Origin of the sequence: Butyricimonas sp. Marseille-P2440 (genome assembly GCF_900091675.1) — a bacterium.
GTDB lineage: Bacteria > Bacteroidota > Bacteroidia > Bacteroidales > Marinifilaceae > Butyricimonas > Butyricimonas synergistica.
In genome coordinates this window covers 149,300-162,165 of record NZ_LT594609.1, presented here as the reverse complement: position 1 = coordinate 162,165, position 12,866 = coordinate 149,300, and the positions used below count along the sequence as shown (strand labels likewise).

Annotated in this window: 10 protein-coding genes; 9 read left to right on the top strand and 1 reads right to left on the bottom strand. The window is 44.3% G+C overall.

Annotated features, from left to right (window positions below):
• Positions 1-153 precede the first annotated feature (153 nt).
• From BN8899_RS06720 to rpiB, 8 genes are all read left to right on the top strand, one after another.
• Complete coding sequence (locus BN8899_RS06720; RefSeq protein ID WP_026207811.1) at positions 154-597, top strand: nucleoside deaminase; 444 nt, start codon at positions 154-156, stop codon at positions 595-597.
• 80 nt (positions 598-677) lie between these two features.
• Positions 678-1,703, top strand: a complete 1,026-nt coding sequence (gene ruvB / locus BN8899_RS06715; RefSeq protein ID WP_018339205.1) for a Holliday junction branch migration DNA helicase RuvB — start codon at positions 678-680, stop codon at positions 1,701-1,703.
• A gap of 194 nt (positions 1,704-1,897) precedes the next feature.
• Complete coding sequence (locus tag BN8899_RS06710) at positions 1,898-3,442, top strand: sensor histidine kinase (protein ID WP_018339206.1); 1,545 nt, start codon at positions 1,898-1,900, stop codon at positions 3,440-3,442.
• Between the two features lie 75 nt (positions 3,443-3,517).
• Positions 3,518-4,207 carry a response regulator transcription factor RprY gene (locus BN8899_RS06705; RefSeq protein WP_018339207.1) on the top strand — a complete coding sequence of 230 codons (690 nt, stop codon included), beginning with the start codon at positions 3,518-3,520 and terminating at the stop codon, positions 4,205-4,207.
• Positions 4,208-4,496: 289 nt separating this feature from the next.
• Positions 4,497-5,816 (top strand): TolC family protein, encoded by a 1,320-nt coding sequence (locus tag BN8899_RS06700; protein WP_065218834.1) that lies wholly within the window; start codon positions 4,497-4,499, stop codon positions 5,814-5,816.
• An 11-nt stretch (positions 5,817-5,827) separates the two neighbouring features.
• Positions 5,828-6,862, top strand: a complete 1,035-nt coding sequence (locus tag BN8899_RS06695) for an HlyD family secretion protein (protein WP_065218833.1) — start codon at positions 5,828-5,830, stop codon at positions 6,860-6,862.
• A gap of 4 nt (positions 6,863-6,866) precedes the next feature.
• Positions 6,867-8,519, top strand: coding sequence for an efflux MFS transporter permease (locus BN8899_RS06690; protein ID WP_065218832.1), 1,653 nt, complete (start codon positions 6,867-6,869; stop codon positions 8,517-8,519).
• 35 nt (positions 8,520-8,554) lie between these two features.
• Positions 8,555-8,986: a ribose 5-phosphate isomerase B gene (rpiB, locus tag BN8899_RS06685; protein ID WP_065218831.1), complete on the top strand. Its 432-nt coding sequence runs from the start codon at positions 8,555-8,557 to the stop codon at positions 8,984-8,986.
• Positions 8,987-9,072: 86 nt separating this feature from the next.
• Here rpiB and BN8899_RS06680 read toward each other — a convergent pair whose 3' ends face one another.
• Positions 9,073-11,355, bottom strand: coding sequence for an NADP-dependent malic enzyme (locus tag BN8899_RS06680; protein ID WP_065218830.1), 2,283 nt, complete (start codon positions 11,353-11,355; stop codon positions 9,073-9,075).
• 149 nt (positions 11,356-11,504) lie between these two features.
• Between BN8899_RS06680 and BN8899_RS06675 the strand changes: the two genes are divergently transcribed.
• Positions 11,505-12,857 carry a TlpA family protein disulfide reductase gene (locus BN8899_RS06675; protein WP_065218829.1) on the top strand — a complete coding sequence of 451 codons (1,353 nt, stop codon included), beginning with the start codon at positions 11,505-11,507 and terminating at the stop codon, positions 12,855-12,857.
• Positions 12,858-12,866 lie beyond the last annotated feature (9 nt).

Genomic DNA, 12,866 nt, shown 5'->3' with positions numbered 1-12,866 from the left:
ATAAAATGACTTAATTGACAGATAAAGGTAAGTATAAATTCATATTAAAATAAAAAAACAGTGGCGAAAATTTGCATCGCTCACGGAAAATACGGATTTTTACTCCCTGTATATAGTGGTACGGATTTGCAATTGAAAAAGTTAGCATGGCAAATGATAGATAAGCACGAGATATTTATGCGTAAGGCTTTAGAGGAGGCTCGCCTAGCAGAAGAGGAAGGAGAAATCCCCGTGGGGGCGGTGGTGGTATGCAAAGATCGTGTGATCGCACGAGCGCATAACCAAACAGAGCGATTGAATGACGTGACTGCGCATGCCGAGATGCTGGCGATTACCTCGGCGACTTCCACGCTGGGAGGGAAATACTTGAATGACTGCACGCTCTACGTGACGTTGGAGCCTTGCGTGATGTGTGGCGGGGCGTTGGCATGGGCGCAGTTGGGGGAATTGGTTTACGGGGCTGCCGACCCGCACCGGGGATATGACCGGCTTACCCCTGCCGTGTTGCACCCGAAAACGAAAGTGACGGGGGGCGTGCTGGAAGCAGAATGTGGCGAATTGGTGAAGGCATTTTTCGCTAAGAAAAGGGAACGGTAAGGCTGATTTTTAATTGTTTTATTGTACATTTACCAATTGAATTTGCGATAGACAGATGGATTAAAAAATAGATTTAGTACATGGGAAGTTTTGATATAAGAAATGGGAATGTGCCTGATAGCGAGAAGGAGGTGGAAAAAGCCTTGCGACCTTTGAGTTTTGGCGATTTTCAAGGACAAAAGAAGATCGTGGAGAATTTGGAGATTTTCGTGCAGGCGGCAAAGATGCGGGGGGAGTCTCTGGACCACGTCTTGTTGCATGGACCTCCCGGATTGGGGAAGACAACGTTGTCGGCGATCATCGCCAACGAGTTGGGCGTGGGAATAAAAATCACTTCCGGTCCGGTGTTGGATAAGCCGGGAGATTTGGCGGGGTTACTGACCAATTTGGAACCGAATGATGTGTTGTTTATTGATGAAATCCATCGGTTAAGCCCGATCGTGGAAGAGTACTTGTACTCGGCAATGGAAGATTTCAAGATAGACATCATGATTGACAAGGGACCTGCCGCACGTTCCGTGCAAATTCAATTGAGTCCGTTCACGCTGATCGGGGCGACTACCCGCAGCGGATTGTTGACGGCACCGTTGCGGGCACGATTCGGAATCAATAGCCATTTGGAGTATTATGACCTGGATGTGTTGACGGGAATCGTGGAACGTTCTGCCGCGATATTGAAAACGAAAATAACCAGCCAAGCATCCAAGGAGATCGCTTCCCGTAGCCGCGGAACGCCTCGTATCGCGAATGCCCTGTTGCGGAGGGTGCGTGATTTTGCCATGGTGAAGGGGAACGGGGTGGTGGACCACGAGATCACGACTTACGCGTTGGAGGCGTTGAATATCGATAAATTCGGATTGGATGATATGGATAACAAGATATTGTTGACGATTATCGATAAGTTCAAGGGTGGTCCCGTGGGATTGACCACGATCGCCACGGCGGTGAGTGAAGACCCGGGGACTCTGGAGGAAGTGTACGAACCTTTTCTGATTAAAGAGGGATTTTTGAAGCGAACCCCGAGGGGACGGGAAGTGACAGATTTGGCTTATAAGCATTTGAGAAAAGACAGGAGAAAGGACGACTGGCAACCCTCGCTTTTTTAAAGCGGGAAATATATAAGTTATTGAACTATTGAATGGTTTAGAGCTTTTACGAACGTTAAATATTAATCCGGGGAGAGAGGATGGCGTTTTAGTCCGGTTTTCGTGGAAAAATATTAGAACGTCAGATAGTTATAGTTTAGTTAAATTTTGCTAAGCATGCCAATTGTTAAAATTGAATTGTTAAATTTGCGTGTATGAGAAAACAACAGATCATCATATTAGGGATTGTGTTTGGCATTTCTTTGCTGGGATTAGTTATCTTGCAGGCGAGTTATTTCCAGACGGCTTACGATGTGAAAAGGGAGCAATTCTTTTTCACCGTGAATCGGGCTATGGATAAGATCGTCGATTATATCCGCCAGAAAGAAGAGTCGGGGAGAATTGTGCAAGACCAGAATCTGTTGGAAGCGAAAAAACGGGGAATAGCGATAAACGCACCTATGTATATAGACCCGAAACGCCCGATCCCGTCGAAGAATGACCGAGCCTTGATGCTAGGGGCGACGCTGGCGTCGGTAGATGACAATTCGGACGTGCAGGACGTGAGCGAGTTCATGGGGAGTAAGTTCAAGGAAGATAATCTGGCGACCTCTATTTCTAAATTGCAGCAGGCGATCAAAGAACGCACGGGAGAGAATTATAAGTTCGTGCCCGAGGGAAGGGAAGACAGGCACCTGATTGAGGGACGGGTGGATTTGGATAACTTGTATGGTTTTATCGGCAACACGTTAAAGGACGCGGGTGTTAGTTCCCGTTTCGAGTTCGGTATCAAGGAAGAAGGGAAATTTATTTTGAGTTCCAGAGATTTCTTGAACCAAACGTCTAATGATCTCACTTTTAATCGGCAAATATTCCCGGGCGAGGGTAATTCTGCCATATTATATTTGAAGTTCCCTGATGCATCTTCCGATACTTCCGGTTCGATTTGGATGGTATTGCCGGGATTGATTATCACGGTGATGATTGTTTTCTGTGCCGTTTTCTGCCTAATTGTCATTGTGCGACAGAAGAAATTGTCCGTGATCAAGAATGATTTCATCAATAATATGACACACGAGTTCAAAACGCCTATTGCAACGATTTCTTTGGCAGCCCAAATGTTGAAAGATGGTGCGGTGACGAATACGCCGGAATCGGTAGACCGGGTGGCAACGATCATTCGGGACGAGAGTAAACGCTTGACTTTCCAGGTGGAACGTGTGTTGCAAACCGCTTTGTTTACGGAAACCCGGATGAAGTTGAAACTGAAGAATATTAATATGAATCAGTTGATCGAGGATTTGTTGCCTAAATTTAGTTTGCGCGTGGAAGACAAAGGCGGGAAGTTCTCGGCTTACCTTGAGGCAGAGCAAGATGAAGTGCTTGCTGATGAGGTACATATAACTAACGTAATCTCTAATTTGGTGGATAATGCTATAAAATATTGCGTAAAATCACCAGAAATAACCATTTATACTCGTAATAAAGATAAAGAAATTGTAATAAGTGTGATCGATAATGGCATAGGAATTGCTAAGAAAGATCAGAAGCTAATCTTCGAACGATTTTATCGGGTGTCCACGGGAAATTTGCATGATGTGAAAGGTTTCGGCTTGGGACTGTCATACGTGAAAAAAATCGTTGAGGCTCACGGTGGAAGGATTGACGTGGAAAGCTCCTTGGATAAAGGTAGCTGTTTTGACATTATTTTACCATTAACTGTGAAAAAGCAAAAGATAAAGAGAACTTTATTTTTCTAATTTCGTATATTTTTTCAGACAAATTAGAAAAGAGAATGATTAAAATCAACACGAATTATTAAAAACAACATAGCTATGGATGAGAAAATTAAAATTTTATTAGCAGAAGACGATACCAATTTGGGTATGCTTCTTAAGGAATATTTGAGAGCTAAAGGGTTTGAAACCGTTTTATGTGAAGATGGAGAAATTGCGTATGAAACGTTCTTGAATGCACCGTTTGATATTTGCATTTTTGACGTGATGATGCCGAAAAAAGATGGGTTTACTCTCGCGAAGGAAGTAAGACAAATCAATAGCGAAATTCCAATTATTTTCTTGACGGCTAAATCAATGAAAGAGGACGTGTTGGAAGGCTTCAAACTGGGTGCCGACGATTATATGAGCAAACCTTTCAGTATGGAAGAATTGTTGCTTCGTATCGAGGCTGTGTTGAGAAGATCAACCGGATTGAAACCCGAAGACGAGCAGGAAATTTTCAAGATTGGTAAATTGACATTCAATTCCAAGAAACAAACTTTGTTTGATGGCGAGGAAGAACAAAAGCTGACCACGAAAGAATCAGAGTTACTTCGTTTGTTGTGCTTGAATGTAAACAAAGTGCTGGAAAGAAATTACGCTTTGAAGAACATCTGGGCTGATGACAATTACTTTAATGCCAGAAGCATGGATGTTTATATCACGAAGTTGCGTAAACATTTGAAGAAAGATCCGTCAGTGGAAATCATCAATGTTCACGGAAAAGGATATAAGTTGATTCTTTGATAAGGTCATTAGATAAAATAAGCGCTTTCGGTAACGGGAGCGCTTTTTTTTTGTGGAAATTTGTTTTGTTCGCTGGTTACGACTTTTCTCGATTTTTTGTACCTTTGCACCCGCAAAAATGAAAAAGTATAGTTAATGAAACATATGAGGTATTCTGATAATCATGTATTTATCCCTTCTCGATTAACCTTTGCCAACTTGTGGGGTGGTGAATGGAGAATACCTAGTTGCTGCATCTAATCTTTTCGATTTTCTTTCATTATATTTCATAATTCATAAATAAAAACGTATGGACAAGTTATTTGTGTTCATAACGATGTTCTGTGTGTCGTTATGGACAGGGGGTGTGTATGCCCAAAATGCAAGTGGGCGGGTGATCACTATCGAGGAAATGTTTTCTCTCGCGGATCGAAATGCCAAGGTATTATATCCATTTGCCACTCTGATAGAGGAGTCAAGTCAAAATGTAAAAACGGCTAAAAGTGCCCGTTTTCCCGATGTGGAGGCGTCTATTTCCGCAAGTTTCTTGGGTGACGGAGTTTTGCTGGATCGTGATTTTTCAAATTCAACAAAGGCTCCCATGCCGCATTTCGGGAATAATTTTGCCTTGGAAGTATCCCAGGTGATATACGCGGGGGGAGTGGTAAACCGTGGAATCGAGATTAGTAAGCTGCAGGAAAAGATGGTTGGCCTTTCCCTGGAAAATGAGCGGGATAAGCTGCGGTTTATGCTGGTGGGGTATTATCTTGACCTATTTAAACAAAGAAATCTTCTTCGGGTTTACGAGCAGAATATCGAGTTGACCCGTCAAGTTCTTGTCGATATTAAGGCAAAACATACAGAAGGTGTAGCTTTGAGAAATGATGTGACAAGGTACGAACTTCAACTTTCAAATCTGGAATTGACTTGTACTCAAATCCGTAATTTTATTGCTATTTTGAATAATAATTTGGTAACGATCCTGGGATTGCCCCGTGAAACAAACGTGGAGCCGGACACTACTCTCGTGTCCCGTTTTATGCCGCTCGATGAGGCTGGACATTGGACGGGACAGGCTTTACGGCATTCACTTTCGTTGCGGCAGAGTCTTTTGACTGTGGAGATGAACAAGCAGCAGGAACGAGTGGCTCAATCGGAGATGCTTCCCAAGATTGCTTTTTTCGCGAGTAATCATTTTGACGGTCCGATCACGATAGAGGTGCCGCCTATTGACAAGAATTTTAATTATTGGTACGTGGGAGTAGGGGTAAAATATAATATCGCATCGCTTTACAAATCGAATAAATCGCTTAAACGTAGCCGGCTTACGACTCGCCGGGCTCTACAGCAATATGATGATGCGAAAGAACAAACGGAACTTGCCGTGAAGGCGGATTATATCAGGTACATGGAAGCGCACGAGCAATTGAATACACAAATTAAGAATGTTGAGTTGGCTAACCAGAATTACGCGATCGTAAATAACCGGTACAAGAATGATATGGCGCTTATAACCGATATGCTTGACGCAAGTGCTGCCAAGTTGTCGGCGGAACAGCAATTGGTGAATGCCCGCATCAATATTATTTACCATTATTATAAACTTCTCTATGTATCAGGAACACTTTAAAATATACTATTATGAATAGAAAAACTAGAAAAATCGTTTCAAATACTATTGTTGTTATTGTTATATTGATCGTGTTTGCCGGGGTATGTACCCGTTTCTTTCATTTCGGGACGGTCGAATACACGGATAATGCACAAGTACGTCAACATATTGTACCTGTTAATAGTCGTATTCAGGGATTTGTTAAGAATGTTTATTTTGATGAATACCAGCAGGTGCACAAAGGAGATACGCTGGTATTGATTGAAGAGGCGGAGTTCGTGCTTCGGTTGGCTCAAGCGGAAGCCGATTATCAGAATGCGATTTCGGGGAAGCATATCGTTTCTACCGGGGTGAGTACGACTCAAAATAATGTTGCCGTTTCGGATGCAAGTCTTCAGGAGGCGAAGATATTGTTGGATAACGCGGAGCGTGATTACAAGAGATTTAAGAATCTTTTGGAACAGGATGCGGTAACCCGCCAGCAATATGATAAAATGGAAACGGCTTATTTGGCAGCTAAAGCAAGGTATGAATTGCTTTCCCGGCAAAAGAAGTCGGCTTCGCTAGTTACTCTGGAACAAACCCGGCGTTTGGAACAGACTGAGGCGGGAATAAAACTTGCCGAAGCGGCTCTTTCTCTTGCCCGGTTGAATCTTTCGTACACGGTGATTATAGCCCCGTGTGATGGTATTACCGGACGGAAAAATATTCAGGAGGGACAACTTGTGCAACCCGGACAGACGTTGCTGAACGTGATTGACGAGAACGATAAGTGGATTGTGGCTAATTACAAGGAGACGCAGACACTTCATATTGCTCCGGATTATGTTGTCGATATACAGGTTGATGCTTTACCTGATATTACATTCAAAGGGATTGTGCGTTCTGTTTCTCAAGCCACGGGAGCTTCACTCTCGCTTTTGCCGCAAGATAATTCGGCAGGGAATTTTGTAAAGGTGGAACAACGTATTCCCGTGAAAATTGAATTCACGAAAGATAATGACCCGCGGGATCTTCGTCGCCTTCGTGCCGGGATGAATGTTCAATGTTTCGTAAATTATTGATGATATGCATGACCATAGTAAGTTTTCGTTAGCTTTCATGCGTGATTTTGTCCCGGAAAAACTTCGCCCTTGGATCATGGTTCTCATTGCCGTTGTTTTCCAATTTTCGGGCGGCGTGTATCTGGCGGCTGTAAGCGAGATGGGGGGAGCGCTTGCCTTGAAGCAGGAGGATATTATGATGGCGGGGTATGCCTCTATGGTAAGCATGGCTCTTTCCTTTGCTATTCTGTTCCGGCTTAAATTCCGGTTCCCGCCACGAACATCATTATCGGTTTGTGCTGTCGTTATAATCCTTGCTAATTTAATTTGTCTGAATACCGGAAACGTGGTGGTGCTGGTGCTCGTGAGTTTTATCGCGGGATTTTTTCGTATGTGGGGGACATTTGAATGTAATTCGTCGTTGCAGCTTTGGATTACTCCCAAGAGGGACTTGTCGATATTTTTTTGTTATATTTTCCTTATGGTGAATGCTTGCATTCAGCTTTCGGGCCTGACAACTGTGCATATTGCCACGTGGATTAACTGGCAGTATATGCATTGGTTTGTTATTGCGCTGTTACTTGGTGTGATTATTTTTGTGCTTGTCGGTTTTCGTGATGATCGTTTGATGAAATATTTGCCTCTCTACGGGATTGATTGGCTTGGTGGGGTTCTTTGGGGGATCACCGTGTTGGCTATCGTGTTCGTGGGCGTGTATGGAGAACATTACGACTGGTTTGCCTCTCCTCATATCCGGACGGCTTCGTTTATAGCGGTGGTTTCTCTTTTGTTCAATATATCGAGAGCGTTGGTTATCCGTCATCCTTATATCGATTTGTCGATTTGGACGTATCGACCCATGTGGTTGACGTTTGTGCTTTATATTGTCATTGACTTTTTGTTGGCTCCCCAGCACGTGTTGGAACATATCTTTATGGAAGGAATTTTGGGATACGATGCCCTGCATTTGATTTCGCTGAATTGGATGGTTTTGCTGGGAATCGTAGCCGGAGGGGTTTTCACGTATTATACTTTTGCTCTCCGGAAATGGGGATACAAGCGGATGTTGGTTTTTGCCATGTCGTGTATTACCGCTTATCTGCTGGTGTTTTATTTTTATCTAGATTATAATCTCCCCAAAGAAGCGTTGTATTTGCCTGTTTTTCTGCGAGGGGTGGGATATGTCGTCGTGGCGATCTGTTTCCTGACAGCCCTATCGGGAAGCGTGCCTTTTCGTGTATTCTTTCACGCGGTTACCACTCAAACGCTTGTTAGTGCCACTTTGGGTGGAGTGATCGGCAACGCCCTCCTGGGACGGATATTGAATGTTGTGGTGACAAAAAATACGATGTTGTTGAGTGGGGAGCTTGACAGCGTGCATACGACGGCAACAGGAATCCCTTTGCCTCAGTTGTATGGTATTGTGCGGCAGCAGGCTATGATGGTTTCCATGAAAGAGATTTTTGGTTGGTTGGTATTGTTGTCTTTAGCTTGTTTGGGTGTGTTTATATTCAGTACCATCCGCAAATTGATAAAACATGAGCTTCGGTTAGACCGGATATTTGTCACGAGGCGTTTGTTTTCGGTCGGTCGTAAATTGTGGTTGTTGGTGATAATTTCTGTTGGAATGACCCTTGTAATAGACAATTGTATTACCTTTGTATGTAGAAATGTATAACTAATGCTGTTTTGGCAGCTATAATTTTAATAAAGATGAAAATAGCGATAGCATGTGACCATGCCGGTTACGAGTACAAGGAACGATTAGTGAAATACCTTCGAGAAAGAGGTCATGAGGTAAAAGATTTCGGTGCTTTTTCTGCCGAGAGTATGGATTATCCGGATACGGCTCATCCGATGGCTTCTGCTGTTGAGTCGGGAGAATACGAGAAAGGGATTGCTATTTGCGGAAGTGGTAACGGTATCTCGATGACAGCCAACAAGCACCAGGGAATTCGTTGCGCTTTGTGTTGGAATATGGAGATTGCCGCTTTGGCTCGTCAACACAACAATGCTAACGTGGTTGGTCTGCCCGCCCGTTTTATTGCTTACGAGGAAGCTCAAAATATAGTAGATACTTTCCTCGCAACGGATTTCGAGGGAGGACGTCACCAGAGAAGGATTGACAAGATACCGGTGAAGTAATTCTGTGATTAAATGATTTCCGATTCAGTGATTATAGGTTCATTAAAAACAATCACTCGATCGGAAATCATTTAATTGTCAAGTCATCAGATTCTGCACATATCTACCGGCATTTCTTTCTGTGCATCTGTCACGGCGAGGGTGGTCATGTAAACAATATCTCTTACACTACATCCCATTTGTAATATATGTACGGGTTTGTTCAAGCCTAGCAGGACGGGACCGATGATTTCGTTGTTCCCGAGTTCTTGCAGCACGCCCAAGGCAATACTTCCGGAGCTGAGGTTCGGGAAAATGATCGTGTTCACATCCTTGTTTGCCAACGGGGAGAAAGGGAAACGGGCTTGTCTGAGTTCCGTGTTGAAGGCAATGGATGCGGACATTTCACCGTCGACCAGTATTTCGGGATATTTGCGATGCAACGTATCCACGGCTTCCTGTATCTGTGCCGGACTTCCCAGATGATATTCTCCGAAATTGGAGTATGATGTCAGTGCAATAACAGGCTCAACGTTGAATTGTTTCACGGCTTCGTAAGTTAAGATGGTCACACATTCAAGCGTGTCAGCTGACGGGTGGCTGTTGACGGTCGTGTCGGCGAGGAAATAAGTTCCTTTTTTGTTCGTCACGATGTGCATCCCCACGGCATATTTGCAACAAGCTCTTAATCCGATAATGTCTTTGGCGGCACGCAGTACATCGTGGTAATCGGAATGTACGCCGGAGATAAAACCGTCGGCATCGCCGGATTCCACCATCATCAACCCGATGAAGTTTGAGTCTTTCATCAATTCTTTGGCTTGTTCCAGAATAATCCCTTTACGTTGTCTTTTCTCGTAATAAGCCCGGGTGTATTGATCGATTTTCTTTGTTTCTTTAGCCGGGTCGAAAATGGTCAGCTCGGGGAGTTCCAGCTTGTATTGTTTCTGAAGGGCTTCGATCTCTTTTTTCGTACCGATAAGCACGGGATGGGCTATTTGTTCCGAAAGGATTTCTTGTACAGCCATCAACGTTTTGATGTTGGCTCCTTCCGAGAAAACGATGCGTTTGGGATTGGTCTTCGCTTTGCGGGTCATGCGGCGCATAAGTCTTTCATCCTGTCCCATTCTTTTTTCCAGTTGGTCGCGATAGGCATCCCAATCCTCGATGTTTTTGCGGGCAACACCCGATTCCATGGCAGCCTTGGCTACGGCGGGAGCGATGTGACTAATCAGACGGGTATCCAACGGTTTGGGAATAATGTAATCCCGTCCGAACGCGAGTGACGGATCGTTGTATGCCATTTTCACGTTTTCGGGTACGGGTTCTTTCGTGAGTTCTGCCAGCGCGTAAGTGGCTGCCAATTTCATCTCCTCGTTAATTCCCCGTGCTTGGACATCGAGGGCTCCCCGGAAAATGTAAGGAAAGCCTAGCACGTTGTTGATTTGGTTCGGGTAATCGGAACGTCCGGTGGCGAAAATGATGTCCGGGCGGCTATGAATGGCTTTGTCATAACTGATTTCCGGGTTCGGATTTGCCAATGCGAACACGATCGGGTCTTTTGCCATACTCCGGATCATATCTTCCGTTAATATGTCCGCGACGGAAAGTCCCAGGAACATATCGGCTCCCACGAGTGCTTCGGGTAAAGTGCGTGCGGACGTTTCGACAGCGAATTCCTCTTTCTCGATATTGAGTCCGGCTCTTCCCGTGTAGATTACGCCTTTGCTGTCGCACATAATTATGTTTTCTTTCTTCACGCCTAGTGCTTTGTATAGGCGGGCGCAGGAAATAGCAGCCGCACCGGCTCCATTGACAACAACACGAATCGAGTCGATCTTTTTCCCGTTAAACTCGAGGGCATTCAATAGCCCGGCAGCCGAAATAATGGCAGTCCCGTGTTGATCGTCGTGCATCACGGGAATATCCAGTTCTTCTTTCAGGCGGCGTTCGATCTCGAAACATTCGGGGGATTTGATGTCCTCCAGGTTGATTCCCCCGAAAGTAGGGGCGATCATTTTGACGGTTTCGATGAATTTATCGATGTTTTTTGTATCCACTTCAATGTCGAATACATCGATGTCTGCGAATATTTTGAAAAGAAGTCCTTTGCCTTCCATGACAGGTTTGCCGGATAAGGCTCCGATGTCACCCAACCCGAGGACGGCTGTCCCGTTGGAGATGACTGCCACGAGGTTGCTCTTGGCGGTATATTTGTAGGCGTCGATCGGGTTTTGCTGAATTTCCAGACAGGGCTCGGCTACTCCCGGGGAATAGGCTAACGAGAGATCATATTGTGTGCTATGTGGCTTTGTCGGAATGACTTCTATCTTGCCGGGACGTCCCATGGCATGATAATGTAAAGCTTGTTTTTTATCCATTTTACTGATGTTCTTACTTGTTTTAATCGGGTGTAAAACTATTTAGACTTAATCGAATAACAAGATGTTAAATGTTAATAAAAAGTTAAAGTTTAAATATTAATCGAGGTTAAAAGAAGTTATTATTAATTTAGCAAATTGTAAAATAGGCAAGCTAGATGATGGGTAAGTTTGGTGGTATATTGTTGATATTAATAGGTTTGATGTGGTGTTGTAATACCCGCAAAACTGTCGTGGAGTTGAATTTGATTGGTTCTTCCGGGATAAAACCGGAAATTTTGGTGAACGGGAGCGAACGTCCGGTGGATGTGAATGAGTCGGGATACGCCAAATTGGTGATGGGGGACAAGGAAAATGGTTACGCTTTGTTAAAATACGGGAAAGATCGTATTCCGTTATTCATAGAGAAAGACAAATCTTTGGTTATATACGTGTATGGCGACCAAGCGAGAGGAAATACTCGTTTCGAGGGAAATGGAGCACCGAAGAATATATACTTGAGTAGTTTGGAGTCGAAGAACAAGTCCTTTGATTACGAACTGGATGGGATGGAGTTTTTGCAGCAATTGAAGGAGCAGGTGGAGGAGCAAATGTATTATTTGGATACCATGGAGTTTGACGAGGAGTTCAAGGGGATGGAGCGCCACCGGATCAAGTTCTCGGCTTACACGGCATTGGAGAATTATCCGTTGTATCATGCCTGGAGCACGGGAAATAAGGATTACCAGCTCGATACGACTTTTTTAGCGACTCTCAAAACGTTTATCAAGGAGGATGAAAAGTTGCTGGTATTGAAGGAATACCAGGAGGGAATGGCTTCATTGGTTTCGGTAATCAGTTCCTCTCGTTTAAAAGAATACGATGCTTACAAGCAAGTGATAGCTCAGTTCGAATACGTGATTCATAACCTGTCGAACAGCACGCTAGTCGAATTTCTGATAGACCATTATGCTTATAATTATTTGTTAGGTGCAGGAGCGGACGAACACATGGATGAGATTCTGAAAACCTATGATAAGTACGTGAAGGATGCGAGAATGAGACAGCGTTTTTACGACGGGTACGAGCGATGCATGAAAATTGTGGCGGGACAACCGGCATCGAATTTCGTGTTCACGGACGTGGCGGGACAGGCTTTCCGGCTGGAAGACTTCCGGGGCAAGTTCCTTTTTATCAATGTATGGGCAACCTGGGGAGTACCTTGTCGTAGCGAGAATATTTATTGGGAGAAGTTGGAGAAGGAGTTCGAGGAGGAGAATATCGTGTTCGTGGCGGTAGCCTGTGATAACGACCGGGCGATTTGGGAGAAACGGGTGCGGGAGAATCCCAAAGGCGAGGTGCAGTTGTACATGGGAAGTGACCGTTCGTTTATGGATTTCTACATGATACGGGGAATACCTCGGTTTATACTGATAAGTCCCGACGGGCGGATTATCAATTCGGATATGCCCCGTCCTTCCAATCCCGAAACGGCAAAGATTCTGCGGTCTTACCTGAAGGATAAGAATTAAACATCTTTT